Below are 23,545 nucleotides of genomic sequence, written 5' to 3' on the forward strand. Positions count from 1 at the left end.
TGGCGTCCCCTAGGGGACTCGAACCCCTGTTACCGCCGTGAAAGGGCGGTGTCCTAGGCCACTAGACGAAGGGGACGAAACCTTCGATTAAAACCAGCCATTGGCTGGTTCTGGGAATTTGGTGGAGCTAGACGGGATCGAACCGTCGACCTCTTGCATGCCATGCAAGCGCTCTCCCAGCTGAGCTATAGCCCCGTCGCTAAGACGGTGCGAATCTTAAGAGGCCCTGGTGTTTGTGTCAACGATATTTATGCATTCTTTTAAAATATTTTGCTGAATACACAAATACTTATGATCGAACCGGCTCTTTACGAAGCTCGCCCTGTCTATGCGTATATCCGTATAGATCGGACAGAAACGGCATTTCTTTAGCTCATAAAAAAGCCCCGACAAGCGGGGCAAAAAGAACTAATGAACTTGCGCTAGCCCGTCAGCAGCGCGCTGACAGTCAGGTGAGCTATTTACCTCAGCTGCATGACAGGCTGATGACGCCGCCTGCCGCGCTGATGCTCAGCGCTTGCTTAGCACCACGGAGCCAATGGAGTAACCAGCGCCGAAGGAGCTGAGTACTCCAAGGTCACCTGCCGTCAGGTCATCCTGATTCAGGTGAAGCGCAATCACCGAGCCTGCGGAGCTGGTATTGGCATAGGTATCCAGAATGACAGGCGCTTCATGCGGCTCAGCGTCACGCCCAAGCAGCTTTCGAACGATCAACTGATTCATATTCAGATTGGCCTGGTGTAACCAAAACCGCCGCACCTGCTCGACCGGAATGTTCAGTTCGGCCAGATGCTCGGCGATCAAATCGGCCACCATGGGGCATACTTCCTTGAATACCTTGCGCCCTTCCTGAACAAACAACTTATCTGGATTACTCATCCCCTCTTCCGCAGCGCGGTTGAGAAAACCAAAATTGTTACGGATATTGTTGGAGAACTGAGTCAGCAGCTTGGTCCCCAGAATATCGAACTGATGAGGAGACGCTGCCAGATCAGCCCGCTCGATGATCATGGCGGTAGCCGCATCGCCAAAAATGAAGTGACTATCTCGGTCTCTGAAATTCAAATGACCGGTACAGATTTCGGGATCCACCAGCAAAATCGCGCGTGCCTGCCCGAGTTGTACGCTATTGGCAGCTGCCTGCAGTCCAAACGTAGCCGATGAGCATGCCACGTTCATATCAAAACCAAATCCATTGATGCCAAGCGCCGCCTGCACTTCAATGGCGACCGCAGGATAAGGTCGTTGCAGGTTGGAGCAGGCTACGATAACCCCATCAATGTCTGCTGGCGTCTTCCCTGCTCGCTCCAAGGCTTCCCGCGCCGCGCTCACGCTCATCTCACACAGTACAGACCATTGATCATTACTGCGCTCAGGAATACGAGGCACCATGCGGGCAGGATCTAGAATCCCATCCTTGTCGATGACATAACGGCTCTTGATTCCTGACGCCTTTTCAATAAAGGCCGAGCTGGATTCCTGCTTGGCCTCTTGCTCGCCTCGTGCTATCGCGTCGGCATGTTCCGTATTGTACTGATGAACATAGGCATTGAAGGAAGCGACCAACTCGTCATTGGAGATGCTGTTCGGCGGGGTATACAGGCCGGTACCGCTAATGACTGCCTGATGCACGATCATTCCTCTGATTTTTATAAAATAAGCCACTATTGTGCCGCAAATCCAGGCCAAACCCTATTGGCTTATCAGGCTGCCTGGATAGATGTTTTTTGCTGACTTTCCGCCTCAGCGCCTATCTCCCTCACAAGTCGGCTTCCTCACCAGAGAGAACATGAAGAACGCTAACGATATTTAGTTTTTCATTTTTTCTTCATCGCTCTAAAACCAATCTGTAACCGACCCGTCATGAGCGGCGGTAATACTGGCGCCGCTTTCGAATCGACCTGAGTCGATCACTGGAGCGGCCCTGAAAGCCGACTCGTTCAGCGGTGACGCACGTCGCCCTTATAAAATACGGAGATTGAGATATGCGTCTTTTTTCAGTAGGAACAGCCTCAGGTCTTTGTGGCGGCCTTCTATTGGCTATGAGCATTCCTGCCCATGCGGCGGTTGACGCCAAGCTACTGGATATGTTGAGAGCCAACGGCTCGATTACTCCGGCTCAGTACACTGAATTGAAAGCCGATCTGGATAACGAGACGCGCGCAGAACAGGCGAAGATTGCTCAGCAGCAGAAACTATCCTCGTTTGAAGAAAAACTGGCCTGGGCAGCGAAAACCCAGATCAAAGGCGACGTACGCGTACGTCACGAGAATATCGATATCGATGGCGAACCGGACAATGGTCGTGATCGGGATCGTCAGCGAATCCGCGCTCGACTTGGTGTCTACAGCCAGATCAATCCTCAGGTCGATGCTGGTATTCGCGTAGCATCAGGCGGTGGCGATGATGCACGCTCCACAAACCAGGACATGACTAACTACTTCAACAAGAAGCAGATCTGGATGGACCTGGCGTATATCGACTTTCATCCCACAGCTGTCCCCAATCTGCACGTCATTGGTGGCAAGATGCTCCAGCCCTGGGTAAGCATGGGTGATGTCATCTGGGATGGTGACATCAACCCTGAAGGCTTGGCCGCAACCTACAAGTATCCCCTGGGTGGATCAACCGAGCTGTTTGGCAGCGCCGGCTACTACGTCCTGAAAGATAACGTTGATGGCGAAGGGTACGAGTTCAAGCATGATTTGCGCCTGTATGCCGGTCAGCTGGGTGCCCGCTTTGCGCCTACCGACAACCTGAAGGTAACTGTTGGTGGGAGTATCTACGGTTACGACAAGGACAAGGACAGCACGTGCGGCAACAGCACAACGACGCCCTGTGCCCTGCAAGCGAACGGCAACACGACCAACGAATTCAGCCTGTATGAAGGCTTTGGTCAAGTCGATATTGGTGGCTTGGCCATTCCATTGTCGCTATACGGCCAGTATGTTGTTAACAGCGAGGCCGACGATAACGACACCGCCTGGTTGGCAGGCCTGAAAACCAAAGCTTACGGTATTGGCTTCGATTACAACTATCGCGACGTTCAGCGTAACGCCGTAGTGGGTGCGTTTACTGACTCCGATTTTGCCAATGGCTATGTCGGCTCTCGTGGGCACAAGTTCAAGGTCAGCTACGATATCGACAAGAACTTTGGTCTTGGCGCGACCTACTACATGGCCAAGTCTGACTTTGCCAGCCGCACCAAGCGTGATGCTGACGTTGATACCTTGCAATTGGATCTTGAAGCCAAGTTCTAAGCCATCAGCTTCTGGCTTTTCGTAGCAAACAAGCGCCTGAAAATGGCGCTTGTTTTTTATATTACTGCGTGCGACATACCAGCTTGGCCTTGGTCGGCGTCTCGGCTGACTTGCCCGGCATACGCAGTATCGCCGACTTGCCCGGCTCAATTACAGGCTCTTCCTGTTCGCTATCCTTGGGCCCATGCGCCTGTAACCAGCATTTGACTGGCGTCTTTTCGTTATTGGTTAACGTGATGGCCTGAGGCGCATCATTAGGTAATTCCTGACTGGAAGACTCAGCTAGAATATTGAGATCCCCTACATCCTGGTCAAGCTCAAGGCCTTGAGCCAGGCACACTGCCGGCATTATCGAGGCAGCAAAAACGAACGAAATGATTTTACGCATAGTGTTTCCCCATAAGGACCTATACGTTTGGGCACCGAAGTGAGCGCACTGTTCATTTTTGAAGTCTCCCAACCCTGCCTGGCGCAAGGTTGGGAGATACAGCCAACTATGTGTCGGGTGTCACCGATTAACGAGCTGTGCCGCTCGAATGACATCGGCTCCAATCTCAGGCTCGTATTTCTTCACCAATGGCTGCATCGCCTCCCTCCATGCCTGCCGCTCGGATGGCGTCAACGTAACCAGCTTGCTGGTACCTGAGCCCAAAATGTTGTCACGATCCTTATTATTAATCGCCTCAGCTTCCTTATTAACAAACTGCGTCACTTCGTCAGAAATCTGCTCAAGCTGAGTGCGGACGCCAAAGGGCAGCGAGTTCCAGAACTTCGAGTTAGTGATCAGCATATACACCAGCACGCCATGATTGCTTTCAGTAATGTATGGCTGAACGGTGTTGAGCTTTTGGCTGTAAAGGTTAGACCAAGTGTTTTCCGTACCCTGTACCTGCCCACTCTGGAGAGCCTTGAAGGACTGGCTGAATGGCAGTTTCAGTGCCGATGCTCCGATCTGCTTGAACTGATCCTCCAGCAGAGTGGAAGCCTGAATTCGGAACGCCAGTCCGTGCGCGTCTGCTGGATTGCGCAGCTCGCGATTGGCAGAAAACTGCTTCATGCCGTTATTCCAGAACGCCAGCCCATAAATGCCCTGGCCGGCCATGGAGCCTAGAAGCTCACGACTTTTGTCCCGCTTCTCGAAGCGCTTGACGGCCTCAAGGTCATCGAACAGGAACGGCATATCAAAAATTTCGAGCTGCTTGGTGTACTGGTCGAATTTGGAGACCGAAGGCGCCAGCATCTGAACTTCGTTACGCTGCAGGGCGTCGAGCTCATCGGCATCGCCGTACAATGTTGAGTTCGGATAGACCTCGATTTTCACTTTGCCTGCCAGACGCTCCTGAACAAGCTTCTGGAATAGACGAGCACCCTTCCCTTTAGGCGTATCGTCCGTTACGACATGCGAAAATTTGATAACAATGGGCTCTTCGGCTACTGCCGGAGTGACATAAGCAACAGCGAGTGATGCCGCAAACAGTGTCGTAGCGACAAACTTGAACATAGTCTTCCCTTCTAACTCCGTGAAAGGGGCATGTTTCTTATTACGCAAGGATGGGTAATCGGCATAAAAGATCCAAAATCTGTTCACTGACATTTATTTTTCTTTTGTGACCGTTTTGGTCTTGTTTACCCGTGGCCTGTCGCGACAAAAAGCTCCCCAATGATTAAGCAGACCGTTCCGATCCCTAGTCGATAACCGTCTGCCAATCACGATGCAAAAAGCTGGCCTTATCGTAATGCCCCATGCATTTGATAGTGGCCCTTATAAGGAAAGAAACTGAAGCCTGTGCGAAACGTCCTCAACAGCTCGACTCGAAATGTTGAGGACGATGGGCTTTAGCGCTCTTCCTCACTCTCGTCCATTTGACTTTCATCGCCTACTGACCCGATGAAATCTTCATCCACGTCATAACTGCCACCAGGCACATTTTCTATCGAGGTGCCGTCTTCCTTTCCGGCTAAGTGAAAAGGCATGGCGCGTGTTTCGAATACATTTGACTCAATAAGATGCATGGTCATGTCCTCATAAGTATGTCTACCAACGGTGGACCTGCCTCATACCGGCCAGTTCGACACAGGAAACCCTTGTGAATCGGTTTGTCGCTCGGGTAGCGTGAGCGGTATCAAAAACGACAATAAAAAGGATCGTGACCATGAAGGCATTTGCGGTAGCAGGACTGCTTGTGGCGGCCACCAGCGTCTACGCAGCAGACAGCACCTCGCACCTTGATACGGTTATACAAAAAAAGACACTTCGCGTTTGCACCACAGGCGACTACAAGCCGTACACCTTTCTCCGTGACGACGGCGTATACGAAGGAATTGAGATCACGATGGCCGAGGCACTGGCCAAAAGCCTTGGCGCTGACGTCGAGTGGGTAAAAACCAGTTGGAAGACGTTAATGCCGGACTTTCTGGAGGGCCGCTGCGATATATCGGTAGGAGGCGTATCGATTTCCCTCGAGCGTCAGAAAAAAGCCTTTTTCAGTGACGCCATTACGGTGGATGGAAAGATCCCTCTCGTTCGCTGTGATGATGCCAAACGCTTTGAAACCATTGAGCAGATCAACCAGCCCTCGGTCCGCTTGATAGAGCCGCCAGGTGGTACCAACGAAGCGTTTGCTCACCGCGAGTTACCGCAAGCCCAGCTGAGCCTCTTCAAGGATAACGTCACGATTTTTGAAAAACTTGTCAGCAAAGAAGCCGACGTCATGATTACTGACGCCTCGGAGGCATTGTTTCAACAGAAACGCTACCCCTCCCTGTGCGCAGTTAATCCAGATAAGCCCATGCAGTACAGTGAAAAGGCTTTTCTGCTGCCTAGGGATGATGTCGCCTGGAAAGCCTATATCGATCAGTGGCTTCACCTCTACAAAGCAACTGGTGAATATCAGAAAACCGTAGATCATTGGCTGGCCAAGCCTGACGCCTAAAATATTGTGGAGCAGTACGCTATCGGCCGGCCTGCTCCACAGTCTCTGGAGACTTCAACCTCTTCCCATTTGCCTGAGCTTTTCCAGGCGAAAGGCAAGCACCTGCTCTAATGCACTGAGCTTTTTTAATAGTTGCGTTCGCAGGGCTGTATCCTGGGTATTGCTGATTTCCTCCTTCAAACGGGCACGCTGATTAAAGAGCTCAATCTCTTGTGGGGGGAATGCCCGCATTCTTCAGGACACGAAACGGCATTCGAAGCCCTTCAGGTGTTTGTAGCCATCCTTCATCGATTTTGGTTGGCTCGCCCTTGCCCTTCACCTGTTTCTGCCAGGCTGCCACCTCTCGCGCAATCCTGCGTTCGATTTCTTGCTCCAGTGTGCTCATAACGACTCCTGGATTAAACTGCCATACCTCTATAGAACGATTAGGCGCCTCCAATGCTTAATGCTCGGCAGTACAGCCGACAGAATAAAGTTCTTTAGTTGCTCTAACAGAACCTCATAGCATTACCAGAAGCGCTATAGTCATAAGCTACCGACTACCGCCTGAGGTCCCGCGTGAATTTTGCAGCCGCACAATGCCTAAATTCCCGATTCTGGCGCGACGACGCACTGCCGTTCATCGAGATTCGTACAGTCAATGATGGTCGTCAGGTAAGTCATGCCAAGCATACGCATGACACCTTCTCCATCGGGGCCATTACGGCGGGTCGAAGTCACTACCTCAATGCCCGAAGCCAAACCCAGATAAGCCAGGGCTCCGTTGTGATAGTGAATCCTGAGACGGTACATGCCTGTAATCCCGTCAAGGGCGAACACTGGGCCTATCAGATGTTTTATATCGATACGCAGTGGCTGGGCAGGCTACAGACGGAGTCGGGATATAGCACGCAGGACTCATTCGTGCCGTTTGATGTCATCCATACGCGCGTACCTGCCCTACACACAGGACTCGTCAGGCTGCATGAAATACTGACATCACCATGTAACGACAGGCTTTACAAGCACAGCGCAACCCTCGACTTTTTTCTCCAGCTGCAACGATCGCTTTCGACGCGCCCCGCTAAAGCTCCAGAAATACCCCATGTACACCTTAAGCGAGCCGCCGACTTTATCCGTGAGCACTGCGCTGAACCGCTGACCCTGGATGACATCGCCACCGCGGCGGAATTATCGGCGTCCTATCTCATCAGGGCGTTCAAGGATCACTATGGCTTGACGCCCCATGCCTACTTGATCAACCGACGTATCCAGCTCAGCCGCCAATGGCTTCGGCAAGGACACAGTCTTGCTGACGTGGCGATGGCAACCGGTTTCGCTGACCAGGCTCACTTCCAGCGCACTTTCAAACGGCACTTGGCTGCTACGCCTGGGCACTATCGCGGCTGACATTTGCCTTCCTCACTAATCTTGTAAAAGGTATAAGGCACTGGCGACCAGCAACCCTGCCATCATCCGATTCAGGAACTGAACACGACTTGGTCTTTGCACATAACGGCGCAGAAAACTACCGGTAAATGCCCAGCAGGCAACCGAGCCATAGCAAACCACGAAGTAGAGGATGGCAAACGTCCAGACCATGACCGTATTGCCATCGGCAACGAAAAGCCCCATACCTGCCAACGAGGCCAGCCAGGCTTTAGGGTTCAGCCATTGCATCAGCGCGCCGCGCATCATTGAGGGGCCAGAACCTTCCTCTTTTATATCCAGCACCCCATCATCCATTGCAAGCTGGTAGGCCATATAAAAAAGAAAGGCAACACCACTCCATTGAATGAGCTTGATCAGTTCCGGGATGCGGGCCAGCACTTCGTACAATCCCAGACCAATAAGCAAAAGAAGTGCTGTAAAGCCGGTCGTTGCTCCTGTGACGTGCCTAAGGCTCTTACGAAAGCCATAACAGGCTCCCGAACTTAGGGCTACAAGATTGACGGGACCAGGTGAAATAGAAGAAGCCAGGGCGAAGCCGGCCATGGAAAACAACACGTCCATTGATGTCTGCTCATGTATTCAAGGAACAGACACCATATTTCGCCAGCCTCATGTGGTATTGAATAAAATTACCCTTCTACTGAAGACTTAGTGAATCAATTCAGAGCCGGATATTTCATTGTTACTCCAGCCCCAAGTCTTATCTTGCTGGCCGTCCCAGTGATAAAGCGTCTCTTCTCGTCTAGTCGACAGTAGCCATCCTGTTCGAGCGCCTACCAAGGTAGTAACCGCATGCCTGCGTCCAAATACGTTGTGACGGGCTAAAAACAAGGCACTGTCACGCAACCAACCAAGGGCCTTGCTATGCGACTGAAACAGTGGAGTTAGAAAACGGCTGGCTTGCCGGTAATAACGTAAATGCTCACGGCGGGCGACACTGTAGCCCTCAAAGACAGTTGGCCAGTGGTCCCGGGAGGACACCGACATATCTACGGCATCGGCCAGCGCAGCGGCATCGACCAACGCCATGTTTGCACCCTGACCCAATTGAGGACTCATTGCATGTGCGCAATCACCGATAGCCAGTACTCGCCCATCACTCCAGCGTTGCATCCAGACATCTGCGTAAGCGGCAAATGCTAGTTGCTCTGATTGATTAATGTGTTGCAGGAAAGGCCTTGCGGTTTCGCCAGCCAATTTCACAACCTGCCTTTTCCAGCTATCCAGACCCGCCGCCTGCCATTGGGGATAATCGATGACGGGCAGACTCCAGAACAGGCTGCTCAGCTGGGCATCGCGTTTTTGATGCGTACAGCCTGTAGGCATGATTCCGAACATCTCAGAACAGTGTCTGTACCATTGGCGTAACTCTGTAGAGTCCGCGTGTGCTGGCGTCGAGACCATGCTCCACAACGCACCCCATGGGTAGGGTTTGACATGTTGTTTAACAGCCATCTGCCCACGTAATGCAGAACGTGTTCCGTCTGCCAGAATCAACGCAGCAAAATCGCCTAACAAGCTCTCGTTGCCCTGTGCGTCTCGATGAAAAAGCTGGACGTGACTTGGTGTTTGATGAAAACGGGTGATGTCACTGCTGGTTTCTATACTGACGCCTGCATATCGCGCAGCGTTCAGTAAGGAAGTCATCAGGACGCCGCGGTGAATACCCAATCCAAAACTACCTGGCCTCCAAGCATCATAACGGGTATCCAGAACGACGCGTTTGCCCTGCATGGATGTTCCGTAGAGGCGGTTGACTGGCGCACCTAGAGCAGTACATTCGGTCAGTACGCCCAACGTGTGTAGTACTGCCAACCCCGAAGGTTGCAATAGAATGCCTGCACCAACCGTCCGCAATTTAGGTACACGTTCGAACAGCCTGACCTGGTAACCCCTGCGGGCCAGGAAAGTAGCCGTAGCCAAACCTGCGGTACCTGCCCCAACGATCCCTATTGCCACCTTCTCCATAGCCATACTCCTGTTATTGGCTAAGGTACATTCTACGTCTCTCGAGCAGCGACGAGTGAGCAGGCTGGCAGCCTTGATTGTCCGCAAATCGCTTTTTATGTATCCACACATTGGTAGAGCACGGCTAAATCACGATTAGCTCTCACCTAATAGAGGTGTGATTAAGTAAAATCCGCCGCCCTAGATTTCCAGCTACTGATCTACGAAAAGGATTTCATATGTTTCTTATCAAGAAATGGTTCGCCCTGATTTTTGTTGCCTCCCTCCTGATCGCCTGCTCTGGTGCCAACACCCCGGAAAGCGTTGCGGAGCGCTTCATAAAAGCGGCTTACACCCAAGACCTTGATACCATGATGGATCTGATCGATGTACCCAAGGATGCGGATGCGAACGCAAAGGACTTTGTACGTGGCAAGTTTCAGATGCTGCTTACGGAAAGGGCTAAACAGGCCGAATCACTGGGTGGCGTCAAGAGTATAAAAGCCGAAAAAACAACCTATAACGATGACAAGACACGCGCCGATGTCAGCGTAACGGTTACTTTCAAAAAAGACGGCGAAACCCGTACTGAACACACTCATCTAATTCAGAGCGACGGCGACTGGAAGATCAAGATCTGATTGGACGAGGGCTTTGTCCACATCGGATAAAGCCTTTTGCTATTCGGCAGATGAACAGTTTGTATCGTTGGGCTCTAACAGCCCTGCTGTGCATGGGTCTGGCAATAACGTCCTACGAAGGCCGTCAGCCTCAGGCATTACCTACCCTACCTGGGCAGCGCCTGAGCCCGCCGTCACTGGCAGTTGGCGACTGGCTGTTTCGACTGGGAACATCAACAGACAGTCGAATCGTAGAACAGGTGAGTGGTAGCAGGTTTTCCCACGTAGGCATGGTTGTCGCCACAACACCTACGGTCCTGATCGTTCATGCCACAACAGACGATGATCCTGCACATCCAAACCAAGTCCTGCTTACGCCTTTAGATGAGTTTCTAAAGCCAGACATGGCAAGGCATTTCGCAGTAGCGCGGCCGACTTTTTTGAATCCTGAACAAAAGGAACGCATTGCGCAGTATCTGAAAAGTACTTTGGGACGAACCTTTGTGCTCGAACCGCGCGACAAGCCCCATCTTTATTGCACAACACTATTGGCTGAAGCGATTGCTACTCAACTACCCTCTTTCGCGCCCCGCTGGACAAGTCTGGATGTCCCAGTTTTCCGAGGTGACTATCTTTTTCCTCAGGCATTCGCGGATTATCCCGGACTTGAATGGATTTACCGCCAGTAACAGGCAGGCAGGGTTGAGCAGCTCAACCCTACTCTTACCGTAAGCCCTTACGCCTCTACGGACTGCCATTGCTTGCTGAGGCGCCTGTCGGAGACAGGCATCTGCGTACCCAGCTGTTGAGCAAACAGCGACACTCGATACTCCTCCAGCATCCATCGATACAAGACCAGATTCTCATCATGCTTGCCCTCTTGAGCATGCTTGATTGCCCTGGCCTTGTATTGCTCCCAGTAACCCGCTAATTCGCTCGTCCAGACCCGATCCCGCTGAACCTGAGACCCCACCTTGTCCAGACGCTGATCAACAGCCTTGAGATAGCGCGGATACTCCTTAAGCCATTGCAGAGGCGTTTCACGAACAAATCCGGGGTAAACCAGAGCACTGAGCTGTTGCTTGATATCGTTGAGCGCCATGGCCTGAGCCAGATCGATCTTGCCTTTGAATCGCTTTTGCAGGGCATGCCACTGCTTGAGAATCTCCAACACCAATCGTGCCGTACGCTCGGCATGCTCAGTCAGCCCGCCTCGCTTTTTCTCGGCCAGCGACGCCAAAGCAGCCCCCTCTCGAGGCAACGGCTGTTCACCGTCCAGAATGCAGCTATCAAGGCTGGCCAGAAGGATATCCTCAACCAGTGAGTCGATACGTCCCAAGTCTCGATAAAGCAATCCTAGCTCGGTCAGCCCAGGCAGCTTATTGCGCAGGAACTTGACCTGATCGCTCAGTTGCTGCAACAAAAGCCGCTGTAGTGCCCGGCGATGCTGGAACTCCGCTTCCGACTGGGTAGAGAACCGGCCCTCCTTGACTACACCGTTCTCCTCCATCAGCGCCGGATACACTGTCATGGAGAGACCTGCAATCTTTTGCTGGGCCTGCTGTGGGACGATTGCAAAAGCTTTAGCCTCAACAGGCTTTTGCTGTTCGGCCTTTTGCTGAGGAACGGCCAGAGCGGCCTGGCTGGCTTCGGCAAAACGGGCTGTCAGCTCTGTGAGGTCACGGCCTTCACCCAAGTACTTGCCGCTGGCATCGACAACCTCGATGTTCATTCGAAGATGTCTATCAAGCAGATTGGCAGCCTCCGGCCAGGCATCTTCAGGTATCCGCGCCCCGGTCATGCGTAACAGCTCACGCCCCAGGCTTTCGTATAGTGATCCTTGTCCAAAGGTGATCTTGCTCAATGCTGCCTTGACGAAATCCGGAACCGGAACAAAATTCTTGCGAATCGCCTTGGGCAGGTTGCGCACCAACGCAACGGCCTTGCCGTATAACAACCCTGGCACGAGCCATTCCAGTCGCTCCGGTGGCAATTGTGACAACAGGGGCGCCGGTACACGCAGGGTAACGCCATCGCGTGGCTGGGCGGGGTCAAACTCGTAAGTCAGCGGTAGCTGCAGATCGCCGATACGTAACGTATCTGGATACTGCGCTGCGGTAACTTCGCTGGCCTCACGGGCGAGCACATCCTCCTCGCGCATGATCAGCAGCTGCGGGTTCTTAGCGCTTTCCCGCTTGTACCAGCTGTCAAAGGTTGCTGTCTGGTAAATATCGGCAGGCAAACGAGCCGAGTAATACTCGAACAGTGTCTCTTCATCGGCAAGAATGTCACGCCGACGCGCTTTGGCCTCCAACTCATCAAGTCGCTCCAGCAGTTGGCGATTGGCGCTCAGGCACTTCGCGCGCGACTGGATCTCGCCTCTCACCAAGCCTTCGCGGATAAACAACTCACGAGAAACGGCAGGGTCGATAGGCCCATAATGCACGGGCCGTTTGGCTACAATGATCAGCCCATACAGCGTAATCTGCTCGTAGGCGATTACCTGTCCTCGACGCTTCTCCCAATGTGGTTCGAAGTAATTAGCCTTGGTGAGATGGCGCGCCAGCGGCTCGATCCAATCCGCGTCGATCTTGGCTACCATGCGTGCAAACAGTTTGGTCGTTTCAACCAGCTCGGCCGCCATTACCCAGTTTGGCTTCTTGCGGCCAATAACGCTGGATGGATGAATCCAGAAGCGTCGCTGGCGGGCCCCCTGAAAGTCGCCCTCTTCAGTCTTGTTACCAATTTGGCTTAAGAGACCTGACAGAATGGCCTTGTGCACCGAGGCATAACTTTTCGCCCGCTGTGCAGCCTCGGCCGCTTCGGCCTGCAGGGCAGCTTTGGTGTTGACTTTCTTGTCAGTCGAAGGCGAGCTTTCTTCGATTACAGGCGTCTGAACAACAGGCTGTGCGTCAGCAGGCTTACTCTTGAGCTTGAGCTCCCGGCAGATCAAGGTCAGCTGACGGTGCGCATCTCGCCATTCACGCAGGCGCAAGTAATTGAGAAAATTTCTGCGACACCAGCTACGAAGCGCATTCGAGCCAAGCGCCTGGCGCTGCTCCTCGAAGCCATGCCACAGCTTGATTAGCGCACCGAAGTCCGAGTCTGGATCTTTCCACTGGGCATGAGCCTGATCGGCAGCCTGCTGACGCTCCGCCGGGCGATCACGGGGATCCTGCACAGACAATGCACTGGCCACAATCAGAACATCGGAAAGACTACCCTGCTCTGCCGCCTCCAGCAGCATGCGGCCCAGGCGAGGATCGATTGGCAGGCGCGCCAATTGCCGTCCCAGTGCTGTCAATTGTCCCTGATTCGTTACCGCCGACAGCTCTTGAAGCAGCGTAAAACCATCCTTGATCGCTTTACCATCCGGTGGCTCGATAAAGGGAAAGTCCTCAATTCGACCGAGTCGCAGATGTAGCATCTGAAGAATGACCGCAGCCAGGTTGGTCCGCAGAATCTCAGGGTCTGTAAAGGCTGGACGTGAAAGAAAGTCCTCCTCGCTATACAAGCGAATGCAGATACCGGGCTCCACCCGTCCGCAACGCCCCTTGCGCTGATTGGCACTGGCTTGGGAGACCGCCTCGATAGGCAGTCGCTGAACCTTGGCCCGATAGCTGTAGCGGCTGATACGAGCCGTGCCGCTGTCAATGACGTAACGGATACCCGGCACAGTCAATGATGTTTCAGCCACGTTGGTCGCCAGGACTACACGCCGTCCGGGATGGGACTGGAAAATTTTCTGTTGTTCGGCTGGCGTAAGCCGCGCGTAAAGCGGCAGGATTTCCGTGTGCTTGAGGTTAGCCTTGCGCAGCACTTCCGCTGCATCTCGAATTTCACGCTCTCCTGGCAAGAACACCAATACATCACCAGGTCGCTTGTGCTCGCTGCGCTCGAAGGCTTCCAGCTCATCCAGTGCCGCCAGGATGCCCTGATCAACACTCAGATCATCTTCCAGGCGTTCGCCATCTTCATCCGTTTCTGCGGCCAAAGGACGATACCAGGTCTCAACCGGATAGGTCCGTCCCGACACTTCGACGATGGGGGCATCGCCGAAATGTTTGGAGAAGCGCTCAAGATCAATGGTCGCTGACGTGATGATCAGCTTGAGATCCGGGCGCCGCGGCAGCAGGGTCTTCAGAAAGCCCAGCAGAAAATCGATGTTCAGACTGCGCTCATGCGCCTCATCGACAATGATCGTGTCATAGCGCTCAAGGTAACGGTCATGCTGGGTTTCAGCCAAGAGAATGCCGTCAGTCATCAGCTTGATCAGGCTGCGCTCATTGGACTGATCCTCAAAGCGCACCTGATAACCTACCAGCTCCCCCAAGGGAGTACCGATTTCTTCAGCAACACGGCTGGCTACACTACGCGCCGCCAGGCGACGCGGCTGAGTATGGCCGATCAGGCCGTGTATACCTCGGCCGATCTCCAGACAGATCTTAGGCAACTGCGTGGTCTTGCCTGAGCCGGTTTCACCGGCGATCACGACTACTTGATGCTTTTCAAGCGCCGCCTTGATCTCTTCGCGCTTGGCGGCGATGGGCAGATTGTCGTCATAGCGCATGATCGGCACACTGGCACGACGCGCCTCCACTTTGGCGCAGGAAGCCTGAAAGCGCTCTGTCCACTGTGCAAGCCGGGCATCATCAGGCTTCTTGCGCAGGTCACCCAATTGGCGACGCAAGCGGTGCCGATCGGCAGTAAGGGCTTGGTCCAGACGCTTGGAAAGTTGTTCGAAAGACGATGTTTGCTCAGTCATTGAATGCTATATGGCAACCATTTCAAGTAGGAACCTGAAAGGCTGGCTCGGTTCGCCAGTTCAGGCACCTTATAAAGAGAGAGATGGGCATTGTCGCAGGTTTGCCCAAACGAAAACGACAAAGCCCCGAAAGTCGGGGCTCTGTGCAGGAAAAGCCGATCAGGCCTTGAGCTTTTTCAGCTCGGCATCACGCAATTCGCGGCGCAGAATCTTGCCGACATTTGTCGTAGGCAGACTGTCTCGGAACTCGACCTGCCTGGGTCGTTTATAGCCTGTCAAATTATCGTGCATGTGCTTGAGCACCTGCTCGGTCGTCAGGGAGGCACCAGGCTTAGGTACAACGAATACCTTGATCTGCTCGCCCGCCTTTTCATCCGGCACGCCAATCGCTGCACACTGCAGGACGCCTGGTAGCTGAGCCAGTACATCCTCCAGTTCGTTCGGATACACGTTGAATCCGGAAACCAGAATCATATCCTTTTTACGATCCACGATTCGGATATATCCGTCTGGATCGATTACTGCGATATCACCGGTACGCAGCCAACCTTCCGGACTCAATACCTCGGCAGTCGCCTCGGGGCGGTTCCAGTACCCCTTCATGACCTGAGGGCCCTGGACACAGAGCTCACCAGGCTGCCCGAACGGCTGGGCAACGCCATCCTCATCCACTACCTTACAGTCCGTAGAGGGTACCGGGATACCGATGGTGCCAATGCGTCGATGCTGGATAGGGTTTACACTGACGACAGGACTGGTCTCGGTCATGCCGTACCCTTCACAGACGCCACATCCGGTTACCTGCTCCCAGCGCTCGGCAACCGCGTGCTGCAAGGCCATACCGCCAGAAAGCGTTACCTTCAGAGCAGAAAAATCCAAGGCGCGGAACGCCTCATTATTACACAACGCCACAAATAGCGTATTGAGCCCGACGAACCCCGTGAACTTCCACTTGGACAGGTCCTTGATCATTGTAGGCAAGTCACGTGGATTAGTGATCAGCACGTTGTGGTTGCCCAGAAGCATCATCGCCATGCAATGAAAAGTGAACGCATAGATGTGATACAGCGGCAGCGGCGCGATTACAATCTCGCGGCCTTCTTTCATATTCGAGGCCATCAGAACCTGACACTGCAGCATATTGGCCAGCAGGTTCCGGTGCGTCAGCATGGCGCCTTTGGCAATACCTGTAGTACCTCCGGTGTATTGCAGCACAGCGACATCATCTCCGTGCGGCTGGCTTTCCTTGAGAGCACCCTGGCGCCCCTTGGCAAGTGCAGTCGTGAACTTCACAGCCTGAGGCAACCGGTAGGCCGGGACCATTTTCTTTACGTATTTGACTACGCTATTGACCACCAGGCGCTTGAGCGGAGGCAGCATGTCACCTACTTCCGTAATGATGACATGGCGAATCTGCGTATTGGGCAAGACCTGCTCGGCAAGGTGAGCCATGTTGGCCAGACACACCAGCGCCAGCGCACCGGCGTCCTTGAATTGGTGCTGCATCTCACGCGCGGTATACAGCGGGTTCGTATTGACGACGATCAGCCCCGCACGCATAGCACCAAAGACGGCAATCGGGTATTGCAGAACATTGGGAAGCTGTATGGCGATCCTGTCGCCCGGCCTGAGATCGGTATGATTCTGAAGATAAGCCGCAAACTGCCCAGACAGGCTATACAGCTCACGATACGTGAGGGTCTGCCCTAAATTACTGAAGGCAATCTTGTCGGCGAAACGCTCGCAGGACTCCCTGAGGACCGTCTGGACATTAGGATAACGATCAGGGTCGATCTCGGAAGCGATACCGTCCGGATATTTGTCCTTCCAGAAATTCGGGGTCATGGAAGCCCACTCCTAAGCGACAACGTGATCTTGTTGTGATTGTATCGCCTACTCATACGATGAAGGCGAGCCGAGATTATCAGCTTTGACAGGTCTCCACCAGCACCGAAAAGCGGACTCTTGGTAACGAAAATGACTAAAAAAAGATTTATGGTCACGATAGGTATTTAGACAAACTCATAATACTCCGTCATAACCTGCTGAAATAGCAGAGAACGTGCCGTATCGTCGTAACCTGGCGTCCTTGAATTTAACATTGGGCGCCGGTCCCATTAGCATCGGCCGCCCCTTACCGTAACAATAGAATACGAGATCTCTTTCAAGCATGACCGACAATATCCCATACGAAGCCTTGGAGGTAGGCCAGAAAGCCTCTGTCAGCCGTACCATCGAAGAGCGTGACCTGCTCTTATTTGCCGAGGTTTCCGGTGACCGAAATCCAGTACACCTGGACGCCGAGTATGCCGCCAAGAGTGTCTTTCGTGAGCAGATTGCCCATGGCATGTTGAGCGGTGCGCTGATCAGCGCTGCCATTGCCTGTGAACTGCCCGGGCCAGGTTCCATTTATCTAGGACAAACCTTGAGCTTTAACAAGCCGGTCAAGTTAGGCGACACGCTAAAGGTCGAGATCGAGGTGCTGGAAAAGCTGCCGAAAAATCGAGTGCGCCTGGCTACACGTGTCTTCAATCAGAACGATGAGCAAGTGGTTGATGGGGAAGCTGAGGTGCTCGCCCCCAAGAAAGCATTGAGCATCGAATTGAGTACGCTTCCGCCAGTAACCATTGGCTAAATGAAAAGCCCCGCAAACGCGGGGCTTTTACCTTATCGTCTAGAGCCAGCTCTTGACCCGGTCAGGATGGGCTTTCAACCAGTCTTTTGCAGCCTGCTCAGGCTTTTTTCCCTCCTCAATGGCCAGCATGACTTCATTGACCTCTCCCGGCTGCCAGGAGAATTTTTTCAGGAAATCCCATACCGGCTTGGCCTTTTTTTCCAGTCCTGGATTAGCCATGGTACGTACCTGCTCGGAGCCGCCATAAACGCCCTTGGGGTCATCCAGAAACTTGAGCTTCCACTTGGCAAACATCCAATGAGGAATCCAGCCCGTGACTGCAACCGGCTTCTGGTCTCGCTCCGCCCGTATCAGCTCGGCAATCATTCCACTGCCGGAGCTTGCCACCAGCTTGTAATCCAGATCATAGGCCTTGATCGCCTTCTCGGTCTTGATCATGACGCCCGCCCCGGCATCAATGCCTACGATGCGCCCACCAAAATCGCTTTTCTGGGCGGCCAGATCGGCAATACTGGAGGCTTTTACGTACTCAGGAACGATCAGGCCGATCTTGGCGTCCGGTGTGTTCACGTTCAGGTCGGCAACATCATTCTTCATCTTTTCATAATAGGAACCATGGGTCCCAGGCAACCATGCCGAGAGCATGGCGTCCAGCTTGCCCCGTGCAACGCCTTGCCACATGATCCCTGCTGCAACCGGCATCAGCTTGACTTCGTACCCCAGCTGCTGACGAATGACTTCGGCCGCCGTGAAGGTGGTCGCAACGCTGTCGGCCCATCCATCCACATAGCCAATAGTTACCGTTGGCTTGGCCGCCATAGCCAGATTGGCCATTGCCGACAGGAAGAGCACCATACCCAGGCCTACTACCTTTCGAAACATTCGCATCCTCTGTCCCCTTTTTGAAAACGGCATCACTGCGCCATCCTTATCTTCAAGGGCGACGAAAACGGGACTGCCCTGAGAGCGACCTGAGCAACCGCCATATGCGACACCCGCAATGAAATGGCACCTCTATTGCCTCCAGGAAATAGCCTCGGCATGCTTAGCGCTTTCGATGTCGAGGTTTTCACATGTCCCGCCTGAATATCCGCCCAGCTACTGACGCTGACGTTTCGCACATCCTGACGTTCATCAAAGAGCTGGCCGACTACGAGAAAATGCCTGAGCAGGTCATGGCGACTGAAGACAGCTTGCGCGCGACACTGTTTGGTGAGCGCCGTTACGCCGAGGTGCTTATTGGAGAAATAGACGGGACGCCTGCCGGCTTTGCCCTGTTCTTTCACAATTACTCAACATGGCTCGCCAAGCCAGGTATCTATCTGGAAGATCTCTATGTCAGCCCTGCCGCGCGTGGTGAAGGCCTCGGAAAGGCACTGCTTATCAGCCTGGCACGGCTGGCAGTAGAGCGTAATTGCGGGCGTCTGGAATGGTCCGTGCTGGACTGGAACGAGCCTGCGATCCAGTTCTATCGCAGCCTGGGCGCCATCTCAATGGATGAATGGACAGTCAATCGAGTAACAGGCGAAACCCTAACCAATCTGGCCGAACGCACAATTTGATAGAGAGCCAACAAGCACAGCGCACCTTATTATCAGGCTGTGGTCATAGGCTTATTCCAATAAGCAACCCTGCGAAAGGACTCTCCTTATGCTTAGCCCGTTGCGCATCACAGCTCTCCTGGGTGCGCTCTTGCTTGGTCTTTCCGGTCGTGGTGTCGCAGCTGATATTGACGCTGCCACCTATGGCTACCCATTGACCAACCCCTTCGAAGCCACTATCACCTCCACGCCGCTGGAATTGCAGCCACTGCTGCCTACTGATCTGGAAATCGACCAGAAAGACTACAGCATCAACTTGCGGCCTGAACGGGAGTACGAACTTCCGGATAACTTCTGGCCGGTCAAGAAGCTGCACTATCGTCTGGCGATGCAGGATCATCCGGCGCCGCTGATCTTCATCATTGCCGGAACCGGCGCCAACTACTCATCCAGCACACCGGAGTACCTCAAGCGCCTGTATTACAGCGCGGGTTACCATGTCGTTCAGCTTTCCTCACCCACCAGCTACGACTTTATGGCAGCGGCTTCCCGGCAGGCTACGCCCGGCTACACCCCTGGCGATGCAGAAGACCTCTATCGCGTCATGCAGGCCGTTCGCGCGCAGCACCCCAAACTGCCTGTAACCAAGTACTTTCTTACCGGTTACAGCCTGGGCGCACTGGATGCAGCGTTCGTCAGCAAGCTCGACGAGAGCCAGCGCAGCTTCAACTTCTCTCGTGTCTTGCTGCTCAATCCGCCGGTCAATCTGTTGACCTCGGTGCGCAACCTCGATCGACTGGTTCAGACCCAGGTCAATGGGATAACCAACAACCGGACGTTTTACGAGCTAGTCCTGGCAAAGTTGACCCGTTACTTCCAGCAGAAAGGCCATGTTGATCTCAATGAAGCCCTGCTTTTCGATTTTCAGCAGTCGCCCCAACGCTTGAGCAATGAAGAAATGGCGATGCTGATTGGTACATCGTTCCGCTTTTCAGCGGCAGACATTGCCTTTACATCCGATTTGATCAACCGTCGTGGCTTGATCACACCGCCCGACTACCCGATCGATCAGGGGACCAGCCTGTCGCGCTTCTTTGCTCGCGCCCTGCAATGCGATTTTGACTGCTACATGTATGACCAGCTCTTACCCTTCTGGGAACGGACGACCAAGGGCACCAGCCTGGCTGAACTGGCCAGGCAATCCAGCCTGACGGCATTGGAAGGCTATCTCAAGGAGAGCGACAAGATCGGCGTGATGCACAACGCAGATGACTTGATTCTTGGTCCTGGTGATATCGGCTTCCTACGTCGTACGTTCGGTAATCGCCTGACCCTTTACCCGCTGGGCGGGCATTGCGGCAATCTCAATTATCGCGTCAACGCCGACGCCATGCTGGAGTTCTTCGCCCGTGGCTAAATTCCTCTGCCTGCTTCCCTTACTGGCTAGCGCTTACGCTTTCGCCGATACGGATTCGTCAACTTTATCACCTTCACCCGTAGGCGCAGACGGGTTTACCAACCCCTTGTCCACGCTGAAATTCAACCCAGGCCTGGATCAGCGCGAGTTCGAGCGGGCGTCGCTCAATGCGCTGGATGTCTATGACCCACTGGAGTCCTGGAACCGCCGCGTCTACCACTTCAACTACCGCCTGGATGAATGGGTACTGTTACCTGTCGTCAATGGCTATCGTCGGGTCACGCCGGGCTTCGTGCGAAGTGGCGTTAGCAATTTCTTCAGCAACCTGGGTGACATCAGCAATCTGCTGAACAGCACGCTGCAACTCAAGGGTAAAAGGGCTCTGAATACCACGGGGCGTCTGCTGCTAAATACTACTATCGGCGTCTTTGGCCTGTGGGACCCCGCTACGCGCATGGGACTAGCCAAGCAATCCGAAGACTTTGGCCAGACGCTGGGTTTTTATGGTGTTCCCAGCGGCCCTTATCTGGTATTGCCGTTACTGGGTCCGTCCAATCTGCGTGATGCCAGCGGTTTTGCGGTAGATACCTTGGCCGAGAATCAGATCAACTATCTGAATGTAAATGAGGAAAGCGGCCGTCACCCGGAGATTCTACTGTTACGCGGTATCAACCTACGTTACATCACCAACTTCCGGTATGGGCAGCTCAACTCGCCGTTTGAGTACGAGAAGGTCCGTTACGTCTATACCGAAGCACGTAAGCTTCAAATAAAGGAATAAGAAAGAAGCCGGCCTCATGCCGGCTTCTTTCCAACCAAAAGCATCATATTATTAGATATGAAATACATATAATATGGATAAATAGATTAAAATAAATGAAGTATTATGATCTCATCTAGAGATCAGACACCTTGTCTGGCCGCTTGGAGAGCACGAATCATGTACCGCAACGTTCTTGAATTGCATACAGGCCAGCCCGCCTCTGATGGCGCGGGCGTACGCATGACGCGAGTATTTGCCGGCCAGGGCGTTGAGCGCTTCGATCCTTTTCTCATGCTGGACCAGTTTGATACAGCCAATGCAGATGACTATATCGGTGGTTTTCCAGCCCACCCTCACCGCGGCTTCGAGACCGTCACCTACATGCTCGAAGGTCGTATGCGCCACGAGGATCACCTGGGCAACCAAGGTCTTCTGAAGCCTGGTGGCCTGCAGTGGATGACGGCTGCTCGCGGTATCATTCACAGCGAAATGCCCGAGCAACAGGAAGGCCTGATGCGAGGCTTCCAGTTGTGGCTGAACCTGCCCGGCAAAACCAAAATGGGACCCGCCAGCTACCGTGACTATGAGCCTGCAGAAGTACCTCGCCTGACTACCTCACAGGGTGTTGAAGTTGTCGTGCTTGCCGGCCATTTTGATGACGGGGAACACCAGCAGCTGGGCGCCGTGCAGCGGCCGGATACGGACCCTTATTATTTCGACCTCATCATGCCGGCACAAAGCGCTATCAGTCCGCGCCTTCCCGAAGGGCATCGCGCCCTACTCTATGTGTATGAAGGACAGATTGAAGTCGAAGGCGATACCGTGGCGCCTGTAACGACCAATCGGCTGGTTCGCCTGAGCGATGAAGGGCAGCTGCGGATTCGATCCGCCCAAGGTGCTCGCGTGTTGTTGATTGCAGGCGCGCCGCTGAATGAGCCCATTGTTCAATATGGCCCCTTCGTGATGAATACACGTGAACAGATTGAACAAGCCTTGCGTGACTATCAGCGCGGCGAGTTCGGTCAGTGAGCAGCGGCCAGTTCCAGCCCTAGAAACTGAATGAGTTGATCACGCTGGGCCAAGGCATCCCGCCGCCCAAGTGCGATCAACTCAGAACAGTAACCTGCCTCGAACAGCAGGTAGCTCAATACGGCAGACCCGCTTTTCTTTGTTGCACCAGGCCCACGAAGAAACAAACGCAGGGACGCTGGCAGCTCATGTCGAAAGCGGCCCGCAATCTCAGCCAAGGGCTCGCTCGGTGCGATCACCAGCGTTTCAACCGGCTTTACACCAAGACGCTTCTGCTGCTCCGAGGGCGGAATCATTTGGCTCATCAAGTTGATACGCTCAAGCACCTCGGTGTCGCTTTCCAGACTATCGATAAACGTACTGTTCAGCAGATGCCCGCCAATCTGCGCCAGTGTAGGCGCCTTACCGGTTGCGGCAGAGGCGTCCTCCGAACGGGAGGCATCGGCGTGAGGGTTGTTGCTGACGCCCACGATCAATACCCGGTTAGCCCCCAGGTGCAATGCCGGACTGATAGGTGCCGCCTGACGCACCGAGCCATCGCCCAGGTATTCACGCCCCAGTTTGACTGCCGGGAAGATAAGCGGAATGGCCGAACTGGCCATTAGATGCTCGACATTCAGACGAGTCGGAAACCCAACCCGGCGATGACGCAGCCAGGGATCAATCGCACCGTGCCCCTGGTAAAAGGTCATCGAGTGGCCGGAGTCATACCCAAATGCAGTAATGGCTATGGCCCGCAGATGCCGGGCCTTAACTGCGGCTGTAATACCTGAAAAGTCCAGCTCCCGAGTTAGCAGTGCGCGTAACGGTGCATTATCCAGCAATGCCGCTGGCGTCTTGCCACGTATACCAAAGACATTCTGTCCAATGAAGTGACTGGCCTGCCGAATCACGCCGGGCCAGTCACTGCGGTAGACCTGATCAATATGAAAATTCTGCCAGACCTGGGTCAGGCGCTGACAGGCCAGTTGGAACTGCAGCGCACCACAGGCTAATACCGTTGCATTGATGGCACCCGCCGATGTTCCCACGATGACAGGAAAAGGATTGCGCGCACCCGCAGGCAGCAGCTCCGCAATGGCAGAAAGCACCCCTACCTGATACGCCGCCCGAGCGCCACCGCCAGACAGGATCAGCCCTGTAACAGGAACAGCCGAAGTAACGTCCAACACCCTTTCCTTGAGTCCGAGGTTAAACATATCGC

At 53.8% G+C, this 23,545-nt stretch carries 21 protein-coding genes and 2 tRNA genes; 10 read left to right on the forward strand and 13 right to left on the reverse strand.

What is annotated here, in order from left to right; all coding sequences use genetic code 11:
• From GM154_RS24270 to GM154_RS24280, 3 genes are all read right to left on the reverse strand, one after another.
• A tRNA-Glu gene (locus GM154_RS24270) sits at positions 1-76 on the reverse strand.
• Between the two features lie 43 nt (positions 77-119).
• A tRNA-Ala gene (locus tag GM154_RS24275) sits at positions 120-195 on the reverse strand.
• Positions 196-510: 315 nt separating this feature from the next.
• Positions 511-1,632 carry a beta-ketoacyl-ACP synthase III gene (locus GM154_RS24280; protein WP_219653861.1) on the reverse strand — a complete coding sequence of 374 codons (1,122 nt, stop codon included), beginning with the start codon at positions 1,630-1,632 and terminating at the stop codon, positions 511-513.
• 353 nt (positions 1,633-1,985) lie between these two features.
• Between GM154_RS24280 and GM154_RS24285 the strand changes: the two genes are divergently transcribed.
• Positions 1,986-3,260 carry a putative porin gene (locus tag GM154_RS24285; protein WP_219653864.1) on the forward strand — a complete coding sequence of 425 codons (1,275 nt, stop codon included), beginning with the start codon at positions 1,986-1,988 and terminating at the stop codon, positions 3,258-3,260.
• Between the two features lie 61 nt (positions 3,261-3,321).
• Here the strand turns inward: GM154_RS24285 and GM154_RS24290 are convergent, their stop codons facing one another.
• From GM154_RS24290 to GM154_RS24300, 3 genes are all read right to left on the reverse strand, one after another.
• The gene (locus GM154_RS24290; RefSeq protein WP_139208736.1) at positions 3,322-3,648 is read right to left on the reverse strand and encodes a hypothetical protein; all 327 of its coding nucleotides are present in this window, start codon (positions 3,646-3,648) and stop codon (positions 3,322-3,324) included.
• A 120-nt stretch (positions 3,649-3,768) separates the two neighbouring features.
• Entirely contained in the window at positions 3,769-4,761 is a 993-nt protein-coding gene (locus GM154_RS24295; RefSeq protein ID WP_219653867.1) for a TRAP transporter substrate-binding protein, read from the reverse strand.
• Between the two features lie 335 nt (positions 4,762-5,096).
• Positions 5,097-5,273, reverse strand: a complete 177-nt coding sequence (locus GM154_RS24300; RefSeq protein ID WP_219653869.1) for a hypothetical protein — start codon at positions 5,271-5,273, stop codon at positions 5,097-5,099.
• Between the two features lie 140 nt (positions 5,274-5,413).
• Between GM154_RS24300 and GM154_RS24305 the strand changes: the two genes are divergently transcribed.
• Positions 5,414-6,193, forward strand: coding sequence for a transporter substrate-binding domain-containing protein (locus tag GM154_RS24305; protein WP_125888240.1), 780 nt, complete (start codon positions 5,414-5,416; stop codon positions 6,191-6,193).
• Positions 6,194-6,395: 202 nt separating this feature from the next.
• Here the strand turns inward: GM154_RS24305 and GM154_RS25770 are convergent, their stop codons facing one another.
• Complete coding sequence (locus GM154_RS25770) at positions 6,396-6,578, reverse strand: hypothetical protein (RefSeq protein ID WP_258020028.1); 183 nt, start codon at positions 6,576-6,578, stop codon at positions 6,396-6,398.
• Positions 6,579-6,751: 173 nt separating this feature from the next.
• Here GM154_RS25770 and GM154_RS24315 point away from each other — a divergent pair, with 173 nt between their 5' ends.
• Positions 6,752-7,582, forward strand: a complete 831-nt coding sequence (locus GM154_RS24315) for an AraC family transcriptional regulator (RefSeq protein ID WP_074824444.1) — start codon at positions 6,752-6,754, stop codon at positions 7,580-7,582.
• Between the two features lie 15 nt (positions 7,583-7,597).
• Here the strand turns inward: GM154_RS24315 and GM154_RS24320 are convergent, their stop codons facing one another.
• Positions 7,598-8,185 (reverse strand): LysE family translocator, encoded by a 588-nt coding sequence (locus GM154_RS24320; RefSeq protein WP_074824448.1) that lies wholly within the window; start codon positions 8,183-8,185, stop codon positions 7,598-7,600.
• A gap of 87 nt (positions 8,186-8,272) precedes the next feature.
• Entirely contained in the window at positions 8,273-9,592 is a 1,320-nt protein-coding gene (locus GM154_RS24325; protein WP_074824451.1) for an NAD(P)/FAD-dependent oxidoreductase, read from the reverse strand.
• 218 nt (positions 9,593-9,810) lie between these two features.
• On the opposite strand from GM154_RS24325, the gene GM154_RS24330 reads away from it, so the two are divergent.
• On the forward strand, positions 9,811-10,212 hold the full coding sequence (locus GM154_RS24330; protein WP_074824454.1) for a DUF4878 domain-containing protein: 402 nt from the start codon (positions 9,811-9,813) through the stop codon (positions 10,210-10,212).
• Positions 10,213-10,262: 50 nt separating this feature from the next.
• Positions 10,263-10,880, forward strand: a complete 618-nt coding sequence (locus GM154_RS24335; protein WP_258020029.1) for a YiiX/YebB-like N1pC/P60 family cysteine hydrolase — start codon at positions 10,263-10,265, stop codon at positions 10,878-10,880.
• 47 nt (positions 10,881-10,927) lie between these two features.
• On the opposite strand, the gene hrpA is transcribed toward GM154_RS24335, so the two are convergent.
• Together hrpA and fadD1 are read right to left on the reverse strand one after the other, a co-directional pair.
• The gene (gene hrpA, locus GM154_RS24340) at positions 10,928-14,956 is read right to left on the reverse strand and encodes an ATP-dependent RNA helicase HrpA (protein ID WP_219653883.1); all 4,029 of its coding nucleotides are present in this window, start codon (positions 14,954-14,956) and stop codon (positions 10,928-10,930) included.
• A gap of 159 nt (positions 14,957-15,115) precedes the next feature.
• Positions 15,116-16,801: a long-chain-fatty-acid--CoA ligase FadD1 gene (gene fadD1, locus GM154_RS24345; protein WP_074824460.1), complete on the reverse strand. Its 1,686-nt coding sequence runs from the start codon at positions 16,799-16,801 to the stop codon at positions 15,116-15,118.
• A 325-nt stretch (positions 16,802-17,126) separates the two neighbouring features.
• On the opposite strand from fadD1, the gene GM154_RS24350 reads away from it, so the two are divergent.
• A complete protein-coding gene (locus GM154_RS24350; RefSeq protein WP_074824462.1) occupies positions 17,127-17,591 on the forward strand; it encodes a MaoC family dehydratase in 465 nt (154 codons plus the stop codon).
• Between the two features lie 39 nt (positions 17,592-17,630).
• Here GM154_RS24350 and GM154_RS24355 read toward each other — a convergent pair whose 3' ends face one another.
• Positions 17,631-18,479, reverse strand: coding sequence for a glycine betaine ABC transporter substrate-binding protein (locus GM154_RS24355; protein ID WP_074824465.1), 849 nt, complete (start codon positions 18,477-18,479; stop codon positions 17,631-17,633).
• A 185-nt stretch (positions 18,480-18,664) separates the two neighbouring features.
• Here GM154_RS24355 and GM154_RS24360 point away from each other — a divergent pair, with 185 nt between their 5' ends.
• The 4 genes from GM154_RS24360 (at position 18,665) to GM154_RS24375 (ending at position 22,341) form a co-directional block, all read left to right on the forward strand.
• Complete coding sequence (locus tag GM154_RS24360; RefSeq protein ID WP_010795121.1) at positions 18,665-19,153, forward strand: GNAT family N-acetyltransferase; 489 nt, start codon at positions 18,665-18,667, stop codon at positions 19,151-19,153.
• Between the two features lie 88 nt (positions 19,154-19,241).
• The gene (locus GM154_RS24365; protein WP_074824467.1) at positions 19,242-20,549 is read left to right on the forward strand and encodes a serine/threonine protein kinase; all 1,308 of its coding nucleotides are present in this window, start codon (positions 19,242-19,244) and stop codon (positions 20,547-20,549) included.
• The gene (locus GM154_RS24370) at positions 20,542-21,330 is read left to right on the forward strand and encodes a VacJ family lipoprotein (RefSeq protein ID WP_010795123.1); all 789 of its coding nucleotides are present in this window, start codon (positions 20,542-20,544) and stop codon (positions 21,328-21,330) included. The genes GM154_RS24365 and GM154_RS24370 overlap by 8 nt, the downstream gene beginning before the upstream one ends.
• 159 nt (positions 21,331-21,489) lie before the next feature.
• The gene (locus GM154_RS24375; protein WP_125888231.1) at positions 21,490-22,341 is read left to right on the forward strand and encodes a pirin family protein; all 852 of its coding nucleotides are present in this window, start codon (positions 21,490-21,492) and stop codon (positions 22,339-22,341) included.
• On the opposite strand, the gene GM154_RS24380 is transcribed toward GM154_RS24375, so the two are convergent.
• Complete coding sequence (locus GM154_RS24380; protein WP_219653909.1) at positions 22,335-23,540, reverse strand: patatin-like phospholipase family protein; 1,206 nt, start codon at positions 23,538-23,540, stop codon at positions 22,335-22,337. The genes GM154_RS24375 and GM154_RS24380 overlap by 7 nt on opposite strands.
• Between the last annotated feature and the right edge of the window lie 5 nt (positions 23,541-23,545).

This window comes from Pseudomonas sp. MAG002Y, assembly GCF_019400845.1.
Classification (GTDB): Bacteria; Pseudomonadota; Gammaproteobacteria; order Pseudomonadales; family Pseudomonadaceae; genus Chryseomonas; species Chryseomonas luteola.